We start from the raw sequence: 19,425 nt of genomic DNA on the forward strand, positions 1-19,425 counted from the left end.
GAAGTGAGGAGCCCATCGATGACGTAACCAACATCCCTTACCCGCCGAGGTCTGCGAGAGGATGAGACGACCATGGAGGACGGTCTTCCCGGCGCATGCGAACACTGGTGACCCGAATGGCCCGCTCGAGGCCTGTCCGCTAATCAGCTCGAATGCGCGCTGATATCCATGATGGCCCGGAGCCCAACACGCTCCAATCAGAGGCCGGATACATTGATGCAAGACCGCATCTGCCAGGTTGACGAAACCGCTTGCAACGCGCGGCCGGACCATACATCGGGTCACGACTTGACGCAGATTGACCTCGAGCGACAGGCCGTGAGATGCCAGTTTGTCTGGCGGGAATTTCTCCAAGTAAGCTTCCAGTTCATCAATGTTCGTGATGACCGTCTGTCCATGACCGCCGTCGCCCAACGGCTCCTTCACGCGAACCGGCCCTAGCGCCAATAGCCGCTTGACCGCCAGCCTGGCACCGCCGGCGTCAAACGCAGTGTAGCCCGGCAGAGCCGCATCACGGACACCGTCTCCGAAGGCAAATGACCAGCCGCGCGGCCGGGCCGCATGCTTGGCGACAAGGGGATGCGTGATGGCTTTCGTCCTGAGGCACCACGGCGCCGTAGAGTTGATGCGGAGACTGAATTCCGAGATCCCGCGCCTCCTCGAGCATGAGCGTGTCACTGGGAACAAAGAAAAGACCAGCGGCCATATGCGCCTTCGGGTCGTATTCACCCACAAATCGACAGCCTTTTAGCCGCGCGATGCTCTCAGCCACCGCGGAAAGCGTGACCTTCTCGTGGGTGTACATCGGCGCGCCCAGACGAGGGAAGAGGCAGGCGACCGCGCCGATACCGTGCTGTTCGCGCCCAATCTCACGAACCGCCGATGGCTGCGCGTGGCGCGATCTATGCTGAAGCAGATGAGGGAATATGGGTCGATCCATGCGCCACCACCTCGGCAACCGAGCATTGGTCAGTGCTTGGACGGAACCGTCTAACGGGGAGACTGCACATCCCCATTTAGATAACGTAGATCACTGCAAGATGTGCCAAGGGTCAAAGATCATATGCTCATCGTCAGCGCGCTGAAGCGCTTGCATGTCTCGGTCTCTTTCGAACTCGCGGATGGAGAATGTATTGCACTGCAAGGCCCATCGGGCGTCGGCAAGAGCTTGCTGCTCCGCGCCATTGCCGATCTTGATCCAAATGAGGGTTCCGTTGCGTTGGATGGGATGTCGCGGGAAACGATGTCGGCCCCTGTTTGGCGCAGGCAGGTGACCTATGTAGCTGCCGAACCTGGCTGGTGGGCTGACACGGTGCAGGAGCACTTTACCGACTGGGATCTGGCCGCTCCGTTGGTGGATCGGTTGGGGCTGCCAGCGAGTTGCGGAACCTGGCCGATCCGGAGACTTTCTACCGGCGAAAAGCAGCGCCTTGGCCTCGTACGGGCTCTGTTGCTGCAGTCGCGGGTGCTTCTGTTGGACGAGCCCACCTCGGCGCTTGACGCGGCATCGACCGCATCCGTGGAGGCCCTGGTTGCCGAGCGCGTGTTTGCTGGCACAAGCGTCCTATGGAGCACTCACAACAGTGGTCAGGCTCGTCGCGTCGGATCTCGTCTGTTGGTGATGGCGAGCGGCGGCCAGATCGAGGAGCACTCGCGTTGAGTTACATCCAGCTGGCTTACAGCGATCTCATATTGCCTGCGCTCCTTGTTGTCATGAATGGCGCGCTCTCGCTCGCGCTGCACCTGAAGCTTGAGCGGCAGCTTGCCCTCGCGAGCATGCGAATGGTGATCCAGCTCATACTCGTTGGATATGTGCTGACGTTTCTGTTTGCCGCGGTCTCTCCGTTCTGGACGGCACTCGCCGCCTTCATCATGGTCTTGTTCGCATCGCGAGAAATCGTCGCCCGTCAGAAGCGACGGCTGGAGGGTCTTTGGACCTACGGCTTGGGGGCAGGCTGCACCTTGCTCGCCGCCGGTACCGTCACGACGTTTTCGCTGCTCTCGCAACTTCGTCCTGAGCCCTGGTATCATCCGCGCTACGCGCTGCCGCTCCTGGGAATGATCCTGGGCAACACCATGACTGGAGTGAGCCTGGGCTTGGATGTACTGGTAAATGGGGTGATGCGCGAGCGAGCTGCGGTGGAAGCTTGCCTCGCGTTGGGAGGTACGCGCTATCAGGCGCTCCTCCCGGTGATCCGCGATGCACTGCGAAGCGGCTTCATGCCGACCATCAACGGCATGGCTGCAATTGGCCTGGTCTCTCTACCAGGGATGATGACCGGCCAGATCCTCGCGGGCGTCGAGCCCGTCGATGCCGTCAAATACCAGCTACTGATCATGTTTCTGATTGCAGGCGGAACGGGTTTGGGCACGCTTGCGGCAGTCATCGGCGGCGGACGTTTGCTAACTGATCATCGGCACCGATTGCGCCTGGATCGGATCGCCTCCGAAAAGTGATCGCGTTATCGTAGATCGAGGAGATCACGCAATACGTTCGGTATGGATTGCTCGCGCTCGAAGAGATCGATGATGTCATCGGCGGGGACTCGTCCGGTCTCCAGCCTGGCACGAAAATGATCGAGCGGCCGGCAATCGAAACCCCAATGGTCCAGCGCGCTCGGCGCCGTTGACAGGACTTCATGCGCGCGCTCCCGGGCGCCTTCTGCTTGGAGGCCAAATCGGGCAACCTGTCCCATGTCGTAGATCCGGGTTTGCTCCGTCGCGCGGCCCAAGATCTCTCGTCGAGGATCAAGGCAAGCCACAGCAGAAAGTACGCCTGATAGTCGAGAAGATATGACGTCATTTCGAGCGGTTTGAATTCGAGACGCAGGTTTTCCTTTGGATGAATGGAAATAGCCGGTGCAATGGTGCTGCGGTGATAGGTGCGGACAGATTTTCCGACGTTACCGCGGATGCGCCAAAGATCACCACGATATAACGGCGAGGCAACGGTGAGGGCGGTGAGGGCAGGGGCGTAATAATTCACCTTGGCATGGAGTTCGTGCAGGTCCAGTTGTGCCGCCACGTCAGGCGGAACGCTGACATTGATGTCCGGGCCGTAAGTCGTCATCGCCTCCATGGCCCATTGCCAATGGTCGTAACGGCGCTTGTTCTGCGGACCTTCGAAATGGTCCTCGATCGGATGAAAGGAGAGCGTTGCGGCGCGGTATCCGCGCTCCGACAAAGATCGTTGCATCCGGCCGTGAAGCGTGGCGAACGTGGCAACGCACTCCTCAACCGAGGTGCAGATCGGAGTCCGAATTTCGACGCCCTTTGGCAACAAAGCCGTTGGCTTCAAATCCGGGCCGGGAAGCTGATAGCCTTCGACCACGAACGGCATTCTCTTGCGGTGAAGCGGGATGAGGTCCAAGCCCTCTTGATCGAAATCGCTGACGCCAATCGCTTCCAGAGCGAGATTGAGCTCCTCGAATCGAAGTTCGGGATGCCACAGAGGACGGCACGAAACGGCTTCAACCAGCAGAAACTCTGCTTCCAAGCCGAAACGAAATCCTGAACCATGGCCGGTCATGTGCTTATCAATTCCACGAGGCGCGACATGCCTCATCCGCGAGACGTTGCCCTATCGCGTTTTGACAACGGCGACCTGAGGTCAGCTTCCCACTCGCAGAGATCAACTCGTTGTGAAGAGGTCGCGGTTGGGCCAAGACGCATTGCTATGCACAACGACGGTGTTTCGCATGTGCGTGGCGGAAGCCAGCCAACCTTCACGGCTCCAGGCCGATCTAGTCCAATATGACTTCATTTCGAACGATAGAACAGCGCGCGTCCTGTTCGAATGAGCTGGAGTAGAATATCGTAGTCGCCGACGTTCGCGGTCAGAACAACCAGGCCTAGCTTTTGCGCTTGAAGGAATACCGCGCAATCCTGTAGCGCGCGAAGCTTGCCATCCTTCTCGTAGCCTTGGAGGCGGCAGAGTATCCCCGACAACAGCGCAGCACGTCCGAGAACCTCGGTGTCCGGCGCAAAAATTCGATGTGGTGGCATTGCTCTGATCTGCTTGCCAATCACCTCAATGACAGTGGCGGTTCGCGTGTCGGATGGATCCAATACGCCGACCGTGCGCATCAGTTCCTGGATGGCGACAGTCGAATGATTGACCTGTCGCTGCGTGATCAGATCGTCCAGGATTTTTGGCGAGCGGCCTTGCATCTGATCGATGTATACGGAAGTATCAAGCAGGAGCCCTTGTCCGCCGATTGAGCTCGGATTGACGAACGGCAGGTCGTTGTCACTTCGTCGTGCCAGAGTTCTTTGCGGATCGAAGCGCGCCCACCGCTGGGCAGCGTCGAAATCAAACTCCGCCACCTTAAAAACCAAGCTTCAGCTTCGGGTCGACCTGGGCGCGAGACTCCTTGAACGCGTCCGCGAAGTTGTCTTCAAGCGCGACCGTCGCTAGAGCAAACTCGATCAAGTCTGTATCCGTCTCGATGCCCGTCTGCCGTTTGGCCTGCCTCACCAATGCTGCGCTCACCCTGCCGCCGATACGGCCGCCTTTTTCGTTCAGGAGGCCCGACTTTTCCGCCGCGTGCATAACCGCCTCGAATCGCGCCTTGCTCACGACAAACCGGCCCGTCGTGGCCTTCCGATGAGAAGACTTCTGCCCGAAGCCGCCTTTCGCCGCGCCTGCCGCTCGCTTGCCCTGGCGGGTTGGCGATTTACCCGCTGATCCCTTTGTCATGGCAATTGCCCATGTTCGACAAAATGCACTTTTGTCTAACACGGCGGGTTCCCGAATTTCAAGGCGCGTGCTGAAGCCTAAAGGCTCCGCCCAGCGAGCCACTGTGAGTGATTGTCCTATGGCTCAGCGATGAGACACTCGAACAGCGATCCTCAGTGCCACTCGCGGGTGGCTTCACTCCGCGCACGATCGACTTTCCATCCGATCTCAGCCCGTGGCGTCCTTAACCGCCGCTTCAAAGGTTTTTGCTTCAAAGGCTGGCATGCTTTGGATCCGGCCCAGACCCTGGTTGGAGTACCAGACGGAAAACGCAAGGACCGCCTCCGGCTTCGGGGCATCGACGACGTCGACGAAATCGTAGTAGCCCTGCGTGTAGTGGATCGACTCGATCTTGATGCCAAGTTTGTCGAGCTTCGCCTTGGCCTTGCCAACTCGCTCCGACTGCTTGCTTGCCCACTCCGGGCTCAGATTTCCGAGCAACACGTATTTCATGACCGCCTCCACGGCAGGTTGGTCGATTTGCGCGAAGGAGGCTTGGAATTATACGTCTTTTGACGAGGCGTGCCTACGGCCAAGACAGCCGCCCGTTCGCACGGCACTCTCCCAATCTGGGAACCCGAATGCTGTGGCGAAGGCGGACGGCGCCGTGCCACATCCGGGACGTCAAAACCGCGTGGCGGAGCGCTCATGGCGCTCGGGCCGTGGCTGAGCTCGATGCCATGGTCGATTTTCACGACATTAGCTCAAGATCCGACTTGAATGCGACCAGGAAGCGAGCGGCTTCGCCCCCGGTCACGATGCGATGGTCAAAGGTAAGCGACAACGGCAGCATACGCCTCACGGCGGGCTGGCCCCGATGCGCCACCGCCCGCGGGGAAATCCGCCCCGCTCCGATGATGGCCGCTTGCGGCGGCACGATGATCAGATTGGCAAACCGGCCTCCGATCATTCCGAAATTCGAAAGCGTAATGGTCGCGCCGCGCAGCTCTTCCGGGGGAATCGAGCGGGCGATCGCGTCAGCCCGCAGGCGGTCGAGACCGCCGCGCAAGTCCGGCACGCTGCGCTCTGCGACGTTGCGCAACACGGGGACGATAAGTCCGCCCTCTGTATCGACGGCAATCCCGAGATCGACGCGCGCAATCAGGCGACGCTCTCCCGTGGTGGAATTGTACCAGGCATTGAGCGCGGGTTGTGCCTTGCAGGCGACGGCGATGGCCCGCACCAGGCGGATTGTCACGTCCTCGCCCGTCGGCCAGTCGTCGATGTCGGCTTCATCCGTCACGGTGGCGGGGACGATTTGCGCATGGGCTGCCGTCATGCGTTGGGCCATCGCGCGTCGCATGCCGCGCATGGGCTCGGCGAAGCCGGATTCGGACGTGCTCTTCGCGGCCCGTTCGACGTCGGCCCGCGTGATCGTGCCGCCGGGCCCCGTGGCCTCCACGGTCTCGAGATCGACATCGAGCTTGCGCGCGAGTGCGCGCACAGCCGGAAACACATGAGGCTGCCCGGTCGGTCGCTCGACAGAAATTCCTGCGGCTGGCGGATGTTCGTCCCTGCCGAGTTCGCCGACAATCGTGCCGGTGTCCTGCTCGGCGCCCTCGGCAAACTCGACGAGCGGCGCGCCGACCTTCACGATGTCTCCCTTGTTGCCGAACAGGTGCTCGATGCGTCCGCTCGACGGCGATGGGATCTCAACGACCGCCTTGTCGGTTTCCACGGAGAGGAGCGGCTGATCGGTGACGACGTGATCGCCCTCGGTGACATGCCAGGTGACGATCTCCGCCTCTTCAAGGCCTTCTCCGAGGTCCGGCAGCACGAACTGGCGCATGGGACAACGTCCGTCGAGATTAGCTGAATTGGCACGCTTTGCGTGTAGCGGTCGTGATGCGTTCAACAGAAGGCATATAGTGCTGCTCGAGGCGTGCCATCGGAATGACGGTGTCGTAGCCGCTGACACGCATCACCGGCGCGAGCAGCGAGGACAGGGCATGCTCGGCGATCGTCGCGGCGATCTCGGCTCCAAATCCGCCGGTGCGCGCCGCTTCGTGCACAATGACGCAACGCCCGGTCTTGACGACCGAACTGAGCACGGTGCTTTCATCATATGGCTTCAGGGTGGCAAGATCGATGACCTCTGCAGCGATGCCCTCGGCGGAGAGCGCATCGGCCGCGGCGATGGTCTCCTTCAACACCGCGCCCCAACTGATCAATGTGACGTCGCGGCCTTCCCGCAAGACAAAGGCACGATCCAGCGGCAAGGCTTCGCCATTGTCCTCCACCTCGCCTTTCGCCGCACGGTACAGGCGTGTCGGCTCCAGAAACACCACCGGGTCCGGATCGCGGATCGCGGCGAGGAGAAGACCATAGGCGCGTTCGGGCGAGGAAGGCGTGACAACTCGCAGGCCGGGAATATGGGCGAGCATCGCCTCGGTGCTCTCGGAATGATGCTCGGGCGCGCGAATGCCGGCTCCATGCGGCGTGCGCAGAACCATTGGGCAGGTGAGGCGTCCCTGGGTGCGATTGCGAATTCTCGATGCATGGTTCACCAGCTGATCCAGGCAGGGATAAATAAATCCCATAAACTGGATCTCGCCGACGGGTTTGAGCCCCTGCGCCGCCATGCCGACGCAAAGACCGCTAATGAGAAGCTCGGCAAGCGGCGTATCCAGAACGCGCTCCGGTCCAAAGCGCTTCTGCAGGCCCACGGTGGCGCGGAAGACGCCGCCGTCGACACCGATATCCTCTCCGAGAACCACCACGCTCGGGTCATCCTCCATCGCGCGTCCGAGTGCCAGGTTGATGGCTTCCACCAGCGTTATCTCAGCCATCATGCTCTCCCGAGAGTTCACGACGTTGCGCGACGTAGGCCTCGGGCAGGTCGGCGTAGAGGTGATCGAACATCGTCTCGGGACGGCGTGGCTCTGTCGCCAGATAGCGCTCGACCGCCGCCTCGATACGCTCATGGCACTCGGCCGCCAGCTGCTCCTCGTCTGCCTTGCTCCACATTTTTTGGCGAACAAGATAAGACCTGAGCCGCGCAACCGGCTCTTCCTTCCAATGAGCCTGGACGTCTTCCGCCGAACGATAGCGGGATGCGTCATCGGAGGTCGTATGATCGCCGAGCCGATAGGTGACCGCCTCGATGAAGCGAGGGCCTTTGCCCTCGCGGGCCGCGGCCATGGCCTCTGCAGCCGCAGCGCGTAGCGCCACCACGTCATTCCCATCGACCTGCTCACCGGTGAAGCCCGCGGCGATGGCCTTTTGCGCCAGCGTTTCTGACCCGGTCTGCAGCCGCAACGGCACCGATATGGCCCATTGATTGTTGGTGGCGACGAATACAATCGGCAATTTGTGCGTGCCGGCGAAATTCATCGCTTCGTAGACGTCGCCTTTCGAGGTGGCGCCGTCGCCGAACATGCACACGGCGACACGCCGCTCTTTGCGCAGCTTGAAGGCATAGGCGACGCCGGCGGCATGCGGCGCCTGAGATCCGACGGGAACGCAAAACGGGAAATCATGCACCGGCCCCGAGAAGTCATTGCCGCGTTCGTCCCCACCCCAAAACAACAGAATTTCCTCCAACTTGACGCCACGCCAAATCAGGGCGCCATTGTCGCGATACGAGGGGACCAGCACGTCTTCTTCTTGCATCGCACTTGCAATCCCGACCGAGACTGCTTCCTGCCCGAGCGAGACCGCATACGTCCCGAGGCGGCCAGTGCGCTGCAATGCGACGGCCTTTCGGTCAAACTGCCGTAGCAGCACCATGGCGCGATACAGTGCGAAAAGTAGCTTGGAATCGGTGGCGAAGGCGGGGAGCAGTCGGTTTGCCGAGCCGTCTGGCGCAAGGTAATTGCGGCGGCGCACCTCGAAGCGCGCGATCACGGGGAGCTCTTCGCTTGCCCTTCTGCTGGCCACGCTCTCCCTCCTGGAGTGACGAGTGCCTGCGTCCCGGAGTTCATCTGGTGATTGGGCCGTGACGACGCAATACCGTGGCGAGTCCGCTTCGGCGCAGAGTCGGGGGAGTGGCGCGCGACCGCGACATAAAAATTTCCCGCTAAATGCGCCGCCGGCGCGACAAGGCACCCTAACCTTGGGTGAGCTCCGGCTAAGCTGCTGAAAATCAGCTGGAAAGGCCCGCCCTCCGAGCGCACCAAGGGTCCTTGGACCGCCTTTACCGCGCGCGGCGAAGCACTTTGGGGTCGGCGGCCCTGCGCGCGACGGGCTGCGCCTCAATCCAACTCGATCACCCCGGACGAAACCGATGGCCAGCGAGGCTTGTCCTGCGTCTTTCGCACCGAGTGGCTGCTCCTCACGCGCATGTCGCATAAGTGACAAGCGCATACTCGCGGCAAGAACGCTCAAAATTGATCGCCAGTGTCATGTGAGACTCTTGCAAGCCACCAGTGACATATTGATGTCAAGGAACGTTCGTAGACTACGTGCTTCTTGTGGCATCCAGGCCAGGGTTCGGGACGGTCGTCATTCGCCTCTCGCGATGCTGATGGCTTGCCGGAGCAATTGATCGGTGTCACGTCGCGTGCCGTATCTGGCTGTGTGTTTGATGTTTGCGGCCGTTGCAGCCGAAGCGGAGCCCAGCGGCGCAATCATTGGGTCGACGCGCGCGAACTCAGAAATGTCCGTGCCGATGTCGTTCGACATTCCGGCCCAGCCGCTCGCCTCCGCACTCGATCGATATGGCGATGCGACTGGCCGCGAAGTCCTCTACAATCCGGCACTTGCGCAGGGCCGCAGCTCTGAAGCCGTCAAAGGCAGCTTTGAGCCGGAGGTGGCGCTACAGCTGCTGCTTGCGGGCACCGGTCTTGCCGCCCGCTTCTTGAAAGACAATTCGTTCGTTCTGGTTCCGGCGCCAGTAGCCCCCGGACCGCCGGAAGGCAGTGCTGCCGCTCTCACGCGCCAATATTATGGTGTCGTTCAGGCGAGGTTGCGCGATGCTCTGTGCCGACCAACGAGGCGCGGCCGGGAAGCTATCGCATCGCGGCTCTGGTTTGGATCGCGCCATCGGGGACCGTAGCCAGGTTCGAACGACTTGGATCGGCTGGCACGGCCGAGCTCGACCGCGATATCGACAATGCACTTCGACATTTCAGTGTGGGTGCCCCGGTGCCCCCGGGCTTTGCACAGCCGGTACTGATCGTGGTCCTGCCGCAGGCTTCCGGCGTCACAATGAGTTGTGGTGTGACGGCCCTGCCGAAGGCGGCCGGAGGCGTGCGGTGACCGAAGCCTCCGTGGCGATGCTGCGCCGCCTGCTGCTCGACCGATATGACGATCTGAAGCGGGGGTTGACCCGCCGACTGGGGTCGTCCGAGATGGCGGGCGACGTCCTGCACGACACCTGGCTGCGCCTGGCCCGCACGGACACGACGATCGGCACCTTGCACAATCCGGTCAGCTACCTGCTGCGCATGCTCTTCAACGTGGCACATGACCGTCGTCGCGCTGAGAAGCGCCGTTTGACGAAGGTCGACATAGAGCATCTGCTCGAGGTCGCCGACGAGACGCCTGGTCCCGCGGAAGTCGCGGAGGCACGATCGGATCTGGACGCGATGGTCACCATACTCGCCGAGCTGCCGCCGCGCCGTCGCACCATCCTGCTCGCGGCCAGGGTCGACAACATGGCGCGGCAGGAGATTGCGGATCGGCTTGGCGTATCCTTGCGCCTCGTCTCAAAGGAGCTGCAACTCGCCCATGAGTATTGTCTGGCGCGGCAAAGGCAAATGAGAGAGACGGATTGCGCACCGGACCGGCGAAATTCGTCATTGAATCGAGACCTGTCGCCGCGACGCGGTGATCGCGACCATGATCTGGCTGAATGACTCCATGACTCAAGGACAGATACAAAGGCTCGATCTGCTGCAACGCGAGGCAATCGCGTGGGTCCAGCGCATCGATTCCGGAGATGCGACGTCAGCCGATGCCGAGACCTTGCAACGATGGTGTACCGCGAGCCCGGAGCATGCGGCTGCCTTCGCCACGGCGAGCGGGGTATGGCGCGATATCCGCCGGGCCGGCGCGAGCATCCCCCGAAGCCAATTCGAGGCGTTGCCGGTCCGGCAGACGTCACGCCCGGTACTCGACCGCCGCCTCGTTCTCGGTGGCGGGCTGGCCGCCGCCGCGGCCGCCTGTGTTGCTGTTGCGAACCCGCCGCTCGGCCTATGGCCGTCCCTTCGCGAACTGAATGCCGACTACAGAACGGCCGTCGGCGAACAGCGGCAGGTCAGGCCGGCAGAGAACGTCTCGGTCCGGTTGAATACGCAGACGAGCATCGCGGTCCATCCGGCTGACGGGGAGGGTGATCGCCTGGAGCTGCTTGCAGGGCAGGCGCTGTTCGAAATGGTCGAGAGCGTTCGCCCGCTCGTCGTGTTGGCCGCGGACGGGCGTTCGATCGGCAGCCATGCACGATTCGACGTACGTCGCATGAATGGTCCGGCTGGCGCGGTAGTGAGTGTCGCCTGTTTCGATGGCGAGGTGCGCATCAAGCGCAACGACGATTCTGCCATCCTCGGGCCCGCTCAGAGCGTGCGTTACGATGCCAATGGGGTCAGCCGGGTTGTCGCAATCGACGCGGAGGCGGAATCCGCATGGCAGCGCGGAATCGTGCTGTTCCGGGCTACCCCGCTCGCGGACGTCGTGGAAGAGGTCAATCGCTATCGCGCCGGCCGGATTGTCCTTGTCAATGCGAGCCTCGCGCAGAGGCCGGTCAGTGGCCGCTTCCGCATCGACCAGATGGAGGAAATCCTCGTGCGTCTCGAGCAGGCTCTTGATGTCAGGGCCCGCAAGCTGCCGGGCGGTCTGGTTCTGTTGGGCTGACATCCGCTGACAAGAAACTTTCACACAGAAATCGTGCGCGTTCGCCTACAGGCTTCCGTCTTAGAGCTAGATCGTCATCGCTCGGGGTGACGAGAGGCGACCCTTCATTGGGTCTAGCTGCGCTGCCAGAAGGAATGCCGTCTTGTCCCACCGCACCGTCCGTTTTCGCTCGTTCCGGTCCGTCAGACACGCGATGTTCCTCAGCGGTGCCAGCGTAGCTGCGTTGCTGGTGGGATCGGCTGCTGCCGACGCGCGCAACTTGGGCGGCGGAAGCGCGAGCCCCGTGGCAAACGTCGCCGTGACGACCAACGCGGCGGGGCAGGCGGGGGCGATCGCATCGGCACAGGCGATGAGCCGAATTAACGCCTCGCTTCAGGCGATGCGCGACGTGCAGGCGGCAGCGAGGGCCGGCGCACTGCTCGGTCCGGCTAATCTGGGTCTGGACAAGAATCATCCCGGCAAGCTGCTTCCGAATGTGCCGAACGGACTTGCCCCCGGAGGCCTCAATCCGACCAGCAATCCGACCGCGGTGATCGACGGGCAGCCTGCCTGGACCGGCGCCGCTCTGCCGACCCAATCGACCGGCTCGAATGGCCGGGTCCAGGTCGAGGTCGTGCAGAACCAGCAGAAAGCAATCCTGACCTGGAACAAGTTCAATGTCGGACGCGAGACCGACTTGTATTTCAACCAGTCCGCCGGGGGCGGTGGCGCCGCCAACTGGATCGCGCTCAACCGCGTGCTCGACCCCAGCCTCGTTCCCAGCCAGATCCTCGGCACCATCAGGAGCGAGGGACAGGTCTACATCATCAACAAGAACGGCATCATCTTCGGCGGCTCCAGCCAGGTCGATGTCGGCACCCTCGTGGCCTCTTCCGTCGCCTTGTCGAACGCGCAGTTCCTGGCCGGGATCAATACCTCCATCGTGCTCACCAACGATATGCACTTGCCGACGTTCGGCGAATACAATCCGCGGCTGGCCGATACGCAAAAGCCGGCCACGGATCCAAGCCAGCCCGCGCGGTTCACGCCGGATGGCGTTCCGGGTGACGTCACCATCCAGACTGGAGCTCAGATCAGCGCGAGGACCGGCGGCAAGGCGATGCTGTTCGCGCCGATCGTCTCGAACGCCGGCCAAATCAGCGTCCCCGACGGTCAGATCATCATGGCCGCCGGTGAACAGGTTTATCTGAGGACCAATCCGGGCGACGTGCGCGGTGTGGACGTCGCGGTGACGGCCCCGATGCCCTGGCTGTTCAACTACAACCATCTGATGGGTGCGATCGCCGGTTCGAACCTCTATTTGGAGAGGCCCTGGGGCGAGAGCGTTCGCGACATCCTGCTTCCCGAGATGTACGCGCGCGCCGCATCGGTCGGCTACAAGATCGTGAACACCGGCGTCGTGCAGTCCGATCGCGGCAACATCACCGCGATGGGGCGTGAGATCTTCCAGGGCGGCGTGATGCTGGCCGCAACCGCGCTCAACAACCGCGAAGGATCGATCCGGCTCGATGCCTACAGCCACGGCATGATGGCATCGAGCGGCAGCCTGGACGCCCAACTCGTGTATTGGAAGACGGGTGACCTGCATCTGTCGCCGGGCAGCGTCACCGCCGTTCTGCCTGACGCCACCGACACGAGCGAGATCGAGGAGACGGCGAAGGGCACCCGCTACAAGCCGGGGCGCGTCGAACTGCGCGGCAACCTGATCGATATTGGGGCGCAGGCGAATATCCTCGTTCCCGCCGGCACCGTCAGCATCGTGGCCAGCACTTCGCCCGCGCCCACCGAGGAGCCGATCAACGGCGAGACGCCTATTCGCGACGGCAGCCGGATCTATATCGGCGAGGACGCCTATGTCAGCGCCGCCGGCGTGCAGGATGTCCTCATTCCCATGTCGCGAAGGTTCGTGCAGGCCGAATTGCGCATCAACGAGCTGCGCGATTCTCCGCTGCTGCGGAATTCCTGGCTGCGGGGGCAGAAGATCATCATCGATCGCAGCGCCAGCGGTGTCTTCGCCGATGGTCCCATGGCCGGCGTGAGCTGGGGAGGCGCGGCGGGTGAATGGATCGGGACGCCGCTGGGCGACGTCTCGGCCTGGATCGGCAATAGCAAGACCACTCTCGCCGAACTGTCGACCATCGGCGGCAATATCACGCTCAAATCGGCCGGCTCGATCATTACCCGTCAGGGCTCGCTGCTCGATGTCTCGGGCGGTTCGTTTCGCTATCAAGACGGCATGGTCAGCTCGACGAAGCTGCTCGGCGCTGATGGCAAGATTTACGACATCGCCTTGGCAACGCCGGATAGGGTCTATGTGGGCTTCGCCGGCGGGTTCACTCGCACGCACAGCAACTGGGGCAAATCGGATTCCTGGAGCACGCCGTGGTCAGCGAGCCACTTCGAGCGTGGCTTTACCGAAGGACGCGATGCCGGTGCCATCCAGTTCTACGCTACCGAAGGCGTTGCGTTGGAGGGCGGCTATTGGGGCGGCGTGATCGTAGGCGAGCGTCAGTCCGCAAGCGGTAAGACTGCCAAGGCCGGCTCGCTGACGTTCGGCGGCAGCGGCGACGAAGACCGGCTGTGGCTGCTCGGCAAGCTCGTGATCTCCAAGGATCCGACGCAGCTGCCGACGAGTTTTACGGCCAGTTCGTCGCTCCCGTCCACCTGGTATTCGGGCACTCCCGGCAATCAGGATTCGTTCCGGTTGCGGACGACCTATCTCGACTCCGACGTGCTTGCAGATGCCGGGCTGAATACGATCGAGCTCTACGTTTCCAATAACGTCACGATCGAGAAGGGTACGACGCTCGAGCTGGCGCCCGGCAGCACGTTTTCGATCAAGGCCAATTCTACCGTTGCATACAGCCAGGATTTCAAGATCGACGGCGTGATTCGTGCTCCCGGCGGCACCGTCAACCTCCTGGGCGCGGAAAACGTCTCGTTCGGAGCCGGTGCAGCCATCGACGTCAGTGGCCAATGGGTGAACCAGGTGAAGGGCGCCGCCTCGGCGCTGCCGCCGGTCGTCAACGGCGGCAGCATCGCGCTCGACCAGGCCCACTATCAGCCGGGTGTCGTGCTCGATGTATCCGGCGGCGGCTGGTATCGGCTGCGCAACGGCAAGCCGCAAGTAAAATTCGGCGACGCCGGCACGATCACGCTCAACACCACCGATGTGACGGAGTTGGCAAACGCCGACATGCGCGCTTATGCGGCTGGCTCCGGCGGTAGCCTGGCCATGAATCTCACCACGGAGTCGTTGCAGATCGGCGGCGGCACGCCGACCTCCCCCAACACGATTCGACTGTCGGAAACCCTGTTCTCGGACCGGGGCTTCCGCTCGCTTCAGATCTCTACCGGCGGCGATATCACGGTTCCTGAAGGCGTGACCGTCACCCAGCTCCCCTACAACGTCGACCTCAAGGGCGTCGACGTCTCGGGCTTCAGCACGGGCACGCCGATCAGCGCGATGGGCCCGCTCGCCGTGTTGCCGCAGTCGCAGCGCTTGGCGCTCAAGCCGACGTCGCTCTCGCTCAGCGGCAGGTCCGTGACGGTCGGCGAGGGGGCGACGGTGCGGACGGACACCGGCGGCACGATCGCGCTGTCCCTGCTCGGTGCTTCGAACGGCACATTGCGGGTTGCCGGCAGGGTGGAGGCGTTGGCTGGCACGATCAATCTCAAGTCAAGCGCGGGATCGCTCGTCGTGGAAAATACCGGCGCGATCGTCGCGCGCGGTACGGCAGTCGGCGACATCGATGTCAAGGGACACCGGAGCGGCGTCGTCCGCAATGGCGGCTCGGTCGCGCTTGAGTCCGCCACGGTCAACCTCGAATCCGGCTCGCTGGTTGACGTCGCGGGCGCCAGCGGCGAATTCGACATCGAGTCGGACGACCGCCAGTTCGCGCCAGTCACCCTCGCCAGCAATGGCGGCTCGATCACCGTCAAAGCCCAGCACGGACTGGTCCAGGGTAAATTGCAGGGCCAGGGTGGAGGCAGTGGCGCGCGCGGCGGCAAGGTGAGGTTGGAGTCTGCCCTGTCGACCGTGGTCCTGTCCGATACGGCGGCTGCCCAGTCCGGCCTGGTCGTACGCACCTCGAGCCTCCAGGGGGCCGGGTTCGCCGATCTCGATCTGCCGTCGACGACGCGACTGGACGGTGTCGACCTCGCATTCGGCGGCTCGATCTCGATCACGGGATCGCTGATCAACGGCAATGGCGCCGGCTCGAAGTTCTCGGCGCCTTACATCTCGCTGTTCAGCCTGGCGCCGAGCAATCCGTCGCGCGCGGGTACGCTGACGCTGGCTGGATCCGTGATCGACATCGTGCAGGCGAACATCCGCGGCTTCGAACAAACCGTGGTCGAGGCGAGCGACGTCCGGCTGACGCAGAGCGATGTCAGCCAGTCCGCGTTCCTGGATGTCGACGGCACGCTGATCGTGAAGGCCGGCCAAATCTATCCCACCTCGCAGATCAACGCGACGATCAGGGCCAGCGACAAGCTCATCGTGCAGCAGAACGGCTTTGCCGGCCCGGCGCTGTCGGCCGGCGGCACCCTGACGCTTCAAGCACCGACGATCGAGCAGAACGGCACGCTGCGCGCGCCGTTCGGCCAGATCACGCTCAAGGCCGGCCAGCGCCTCACCCTCGGCGCCGGCAGCGTGACCTCGGTGACCGGCGATGGCCTCGTGCTGCCTTACGGTGCTCTCAGCAACAACGAAAACTGGACGGTGAAGAGCGGGTCGCTGCCGACCACGATCTCCAGCCTGCCGGAAAAGCGCGTGACGCTCGAGGCGCCGACGGTCGAGCTCGCCCCCGGATCGGTGGTCAACATCAAGGGTGGCGGCGACTTGATGGCGTGGGAGCACGTGCCTGGACCGGGCGGCTCGCATGACATGCTGGCGCTTCCGGGCCTGTTCGCGGTCATGCCGGCTTTCGCCGGTGCGACTGCACCCAGCTCGGCGTCGATCCGCACTGGCGACCGCATCTGGCTCGACGCCGGCAGCGGATTGCCGGCGGGCTGGTATACGCTGCTGCCCGCCTCCTACGCGATGCTCCCGGGCGCTTACGCGATCCAGGCGGTCGCCGGTTCGACGGGCCAGGCGAGGACGTCCGCGGTGCTTGCCGACGGTACGGCGATCGTGTCCGGCTATCGGGCCAATGCGCTCGACGGCAGCCGGGACCAGCAGTCGTCCTCGTGGCGGGTGATGTCGGGCTCGGTGCTCCGGCAATACAGCGAGTACAATGAAGCGTTCGCCAATACCTTCTTCGCCTCCGATGCGTTCAAGCTGACACAGTATCGGCTCACCGGTCAGCAAGTCGTCACGCCGCGTTTGCCGGTCGACGGCGGCTCGGTGGTGTTCAAGGCGACGCAGGATCTGATTCTGAAGGGCGAGCTGCGCTCCCAGGCCGCAGCGGGCGGCCGTGGCGGCCTGGTCGATATCGCCGCAAACAAGATCGCAATCCTGGGTGCCGACCAGAGCGCCGGCACGTTGCGGGCCGATGGTTATCTCGTCATCGATGCCGTTGCCTTGTCCGGCTTCGGCGCCGGCAGCCTGCTGGTCGGTGGGTTCCGCAGCGGCGACGTCGGCGGTCTGCGCGTGGATGTGCAGGCCCACGACATCGTTGTGCGCAACAGTGCAAATTCGGCGTTGACCGGGCCGGAGATCATCCTGGCCGCAAGCGACACGATCGACATCTCCGCGGGCAGCGTCATCGTCGCGCGCGGCGAGGCACCGACCGGAGCCGGCGATCTCGTCATGGCCCCGCAGGCGTCCGATCGCGACTGGGGCGCCTTGATCCGCTTGTCCAACGGCGACGCGGTGCGGGTCCGCCGCAAGAACGTCGATACGACCGTCGGCGGCCAGGTCAAGATCGGCGCCGGAGCCGTTCTCAATGGCGGCAAGACTCTTCTGATCGACGCGACGGGGAATGCACTCGTCACCCAGGCCAGCCTGACGGGCGCAGCGTTGTCCCTGGCGTCGGGCCAGATCGGCTTCGGCGGTGGCAGCGGACTGGTGCTCGACGCAGTGGCGCTCGCCGCGCTCAACAAGACCCAGCACCTGACCTTGCGCAGCTATTCCACCATCGACTTCCACAGCGCGGTGGACCTGTCGGGCCTCCAGGCCGTGACGCTCGACGCTGCAGGGCTGGTCGGCCGCGGCAACAACGAGATCGCGGTGAACGGCAATCGGGTCGTGCTGGAAAATACGGCGAGCACGTTCAGCGAGCCGGTCGGCGCCGGCCATGGCATCCTGAAGCTCACCGCGACCGAACTGGCTCTGGGCGAAGGCGCCAAGGCACTGCGCGGCTTCGACACGATCGTGCTGACGGGAACGACGCGCATTGCCGGCGAAGGCAAAGGCTCGCTCGATGTCGCCGGCGCGGCGCTGACCTTGTCCGCGCCGGTCTTGACTGGCCGGGGCGGTAGCCAGCAATCGATCACCACGACCGGCATCCTCACGGTTGCCGATCACGGGACGGCAAGCCCGGCGCGCGATCAGGACAGCCTCGGCTCCCGCTGGACACTCACCGGCCGCGCCATCGATTTCGCCGGACGCATTGACGCTCTGGGCGGAACGGTCAAGCTGAACGCCACCAATGGCAACATCAATCTGGCGGCGGGTTCGCGGATCGACGTCGGAGGCTTCGAAAAGAAGTTCTTCGACGTGTCCGAATATGCCGATGCGGGGACCATCTCGCTTGGCGCCCACGGCGGCTCGGTGCTGTTCGCGGCGGGCGCGACCCTCGACCTCGGCTCCGCCCGCGATTCCGAGGGCGTCCCATCGGGGGCGGCGCGGGCACGCTTGCGATCGAGCAGGATAGCGGCCAGGTCACGCTGGACGGCACGATCAATGCCAAAGCTGCGGCGGGCAAACGTGGCGGCTCCTTCTCACTCGACATCGCCGCGTTGTCGGATTTCGCCGGGCTGAACCAGCGCCTGAATGGCGCCGGCTTCACCAAATCGCGCAGCTTCCGGATTCGCTCCGGCGACGTCACGGTCGACGGCGCAACGACGGCCGAGGAGTTCGCGTTGGCAGCCGATCAGGGCAGCGTGATCATCGCAGGCACAATCGACGCGCGTGCGACTTATGGCGGCTCGATCTCGATCTATGGCGGCAAGGGCCTGACCATGACGAATACGGCGCTGCTGCGGGCAGGCGCGAACGACTCGGTGGACGGGCTCGGCTCCGGCCGGGTCACCTTGGGAATCTCCAACGGCGTGCTGAGGGTGCTGGGCGGCGTGATCGACGTGGCGGGCGGCGAGGGCGGCAAGGTGACCCTGCGTGCGCCCGTCATCGAGCAGCCAGGGGCCGACAAGGTGAATGTCAGCTTCGCCGGCGCGATCAACGGCGCGCGCGAGATCGTGCTGGAGGGCTACAAGCGCTTCGACCTCGCGGCTCTTGCATCCGATCCGCGCTTCGTCGGCGTTACAGTCAATGGCAGCGGTCAGGCCGAACTCGATCTCACGGCGGTCTCGGCCGGCAAGCTCAACGTGCTGGCGGATTACGGCGCCGGCACGCTGGTCGAGTTCGTGCGCGACCTCGACGTCAGCGCCGGCTACGCCGATCTTGGCTCGCTGACGAGCCAGTCGAACTTCCACGCGCGCGCGGGCATGGAGCTGAATTATTCCGGCGACATCGTGCTCAAGAGCAACTGGAATCTCGGCGCAGGTGTGGTCGACCAGGCCTCGGCGCTCGCGGCCGGTGTGATGGCCCTCGAACCGGTACTGGGGCGTCGACGAAGACCTGAATGTCGGTGGTCAGGTCTCTTTCGTCCTGGTCCGGTAGGTGCCAAGCTCTTGATCGAGCCCGCATTCGGCGATGGCCCTGCCGGAGTGGCGTGACTCTGGGCCGCCCGTCGCTTGGCCGCCCCTCATCGCGCTGAAATCTCGCGGTGGAG

Annotated in this window: 14 protein-coding genes and 1 pseudogene; 7 read left to right on the forward strand and 8 right to left on the reverse strand. The window is 63.5% G+C overall.

The genetic code is table 11. From position 1 onward, the window contains the following. A pseudogene (locus tag YU9_RS51140) lies at positions 1 to 940 on the reverse strand (DUF3182 family protein); the annotation flags it as partial. Between the two features lie 123 nt (positions 941 to 1,063). On the opposite strand from YU9_RS51140, the gene YU9_RS0123935 reads away from it, so the two are divergent. Then, positions 1,064 to 1,660 carry an ATP-binding cassette domain-containing protein gene (locus YU9_RS0123935; RefSeq protein ID WP_027575072.1) on the forward strand — a complete coding sequence of 199 codons (597 nt, stop codon included), beginning with the start codon at positions 1,064 to 1,066 and terminating at the stop codon, positions 1,658 to 1,660. Next, positions 1,657 to 2,457, forward strand: a complete 801-nt coding sequence (fetB, locus tag YU9_RS0123940) for an iron export ABC transporter permease subunit FetB (RefSeq protein ID WP_027575073.1) — start codon at positions 1,657 to 1,659, stop codon at positions 2,455 to 2,457. Before YU9_RS0123935 ends, fetB begins: the two co-directional genes overlap by 4 nt. Here fetB and YU9_RS46115 read toward each other — a convergent pair. From YU9_RS46115 to pdhA, 7 genes are all read right to left on the reverse strand, one after another. Next, entirely contained in the window at positions 2,384 to 3,529 is a 1,146-nt protein-coding gene (locus YU9_RS46115) for a glutamate-cysteine ligase family protein (protein ID WP_198028291.1), read from the reverse strand. The two genes, fetB and YU9_RS46115, sit on opposite strands and share 74 nt — an antisense overlap. A gap of 230 nt (positions 3,530 to 3,759) precedes the next feature. Next, complete coding sequence (locus YU9_RS0123955; RefSeq protein WP_027575076.1) at positions 3,760 to 4,326, reverse strand: type II toxin-antitoxin system VapC family toxin; 567 nt, start codon at positions 4,324 to 4,326, stop codon at positions 3,760 to 3,762. A gap of 1 nt (position 4,327) precedes the next feature. Continuing rightward, a complete protein-coding gene (locus tag YU9_RS50125; protein ID WP_245266509.1) occupies positions 4,328 to 4,699 on the reverse strand; it encodes a hypothetical protein in 372 nt (123 codons plus the stop codon). Positions 4,700 to 4,906: 207 nt separating this feature from the next. Beyond that, positions 4,907 to 5,191, reverse strand: coding sequence for a GYD domain-containing protein (locus tag YU9_RS0123965; protein WP_027575078.1), 285 nt, complete (start codon positions 5,189 to 5,191; stop codon positions 4,907 to 4,909). Between the two features lie 238 nt (positions 5,192 to 5,429). Further along, a complete protein-coding gene (locus YU9_RS0123970) occupies positions 5,430 to 6,527 on the reverse strand; it encodes a dihydrolipoamide acetyltransferase family protein (RefSeq protein WP_027575079.1) in 1,098 nt (365 codons plus the stop codon). 19 nt (positions 6,528 to 6,546) lie between these two features. Further along, the gene (locus YU9_RS0123975; protein ID WP_027575080.1) at positions 6,547 to 7,527 is read right to left on the reverse strand and encodes an alpha-ketoacid dehydrogenase subunit beta; all 981 of its coding nucleotides are present in this window, start codon (positions 7,525 to 7,527) and stop codon (positions 6,547 to 6,549) included. Then, positions 7,520 to 8,584, reverse strand: coding sequence for a pyruvate dehydrogenase (acetyl-transferring) E1 component subunit alpha (gene pdhA / locus YU9_RS0123980; RefSeq protein ID WP_027575081.1), 1,065 nt, complete (start codon positions 8,582 to 8,584; stop codon positions 7,520 to 7,522). Before pdhA ends, YU9_RS0123975 begins: the two co-directional genes overlap by 8 nt. Before the next feature lie 643 nt (positions 8,585 to 9,227). On the opposite strand from pdhA, the gene YU9_RS42375 reads away from it, so the two are divergent. The 5 genes from YU9_RS42375 (at position 9,228) to YU9_RS0124005 (ending at position 19,369) form a co-directional block, all read left to right on the forward strand. Then, positions 9,228 to 9,734 (forward strand): STN domain-containing protein, encoded by a 507-nt coding sequence (locus YU9_RS42375; RefSeq protein WP_156952079.1) that lies wholly within the window; start codon positions 9,228 to 9,230, stop codon positions 9,732 to 9,734. A 199-nt stretch (positions 9,735 to 9,933) separates the two neighbouring features. Beyond that, positions 9,934 to 10,536, forward strand: a complete 603-nt coding sequence (locus tag YU9_RS42380) for an RNA polymerase sigma factor (protein WP_027575082.1) — start codon at positions 9,934 to 9,936, stop codon at positions 10,534 to 10,536. Then, on the forward strand, positions 10,520 to 11,530 hold the full coding sequence (locus YU9_RS0123995) for a DUF4880 domain-containing protein (protein WP_245266510.1): 1,011 nt from the start codon (positions 10,520 to 10,522) through the stop codon (positions 11,528 to 11,530). Before YU9_RS42380 ends, YU9_RS0123995 begins: the two co-directional genes overlap by 17 nt. Positions 11,531 to 11,813: 283 nt before the next feature. Further along, positions 11,814 to 18,455: a filamentous hemagglutinin N-terminal domain-containing protein gene (locus YU9_RS0124000; protein WP_198028294.1), complete on the forward strand. Its 6,642-nt coding sequence runs from the start codon at positions 11,814 to 11,816 to the stop codon at positions 18,453 to 18,455. Further along, positions 18,434 to 19,369 carry a hypothetical protein gene (locus YU9_RS0124005; RefSeq protein ID WP_027575085.1) on the forward strand — a complete coding sequence of 312 codons (936 nt, stop codon included), beginning with the start codon at positions 18,434 to 18,436 and terminating at the stop codon, positions 19,367 to 19,369. Before YU9_RS0124000 ends, YU9_RS0124005 begins: the two co-directional genes overlap by 22 nt. Positions 19,370 to 19,425 lie beyond the last annotated feature (56 nt).

Source organism: Bradyrhizobium sp. WSM1743 (assembly GCF_000473065.1).
GTDB lineage: Bacteria > Pseudomonadota > Alphaproteobacteria > Rhizobiales > Xanthobacteraceae > Bradyrhizobium.

Excerpts from the sequence above, each read along its gene's own strand:
- YU9_RS0123970 (WP_027575079.1), bottom strand. The coding sequence starts at position 6,527 with ATGCGCCAGTTCGTGCTGCCGGACCTCGGAGAAGGCCTTGAAGAGGCG.
- YU9_RS0123975 (WP_027575080.1), bottom strand. The coding sequence starts at position 7,527 with ATGGCTGAGATAACGCTGGTGGAAGCCATCAACCTGGCACTCGGACGC.
- YU9_RS0123965 (WP_027575078.1), bottom strand. The coding sequence starts at position 5,191 with ATGAAATACGTGTTGCTCGGAAATCTGAGCCCGGAGTGGGCAAGCAAG.
- YU9_RS46115 (WP_198028291.1), bottom strand. The coding sequence starts at position 3,529 with ATGACCGGCCATGGTTCAGGATTTCGTTTCGGCTTGGAAGCAGAGTTT.
- YU9_RS0123935 (WP_027575072.1), top strand. The coding sequence starts at position 1,064 with ATGCTCATCGTCAGCGCGCTGAAGCGCTTGCATGTCTCGGTCTCTTTC.
- YU9_RS0123995 (WP_245266510.1), top strand. The coding sequence starts at position 10,520 with ATGATCTGGCTGAATGACTCCATGACTCAAGGACAGATACAAAGGCTC.
- YU9_RS50125 (WP_245266509.1), bottom strand. The coding sequence starts at position 4,699 with ATGACAAAGGGATCAGCGGGTAAATCGCCAACCCGCCAGGGCAAGCGA.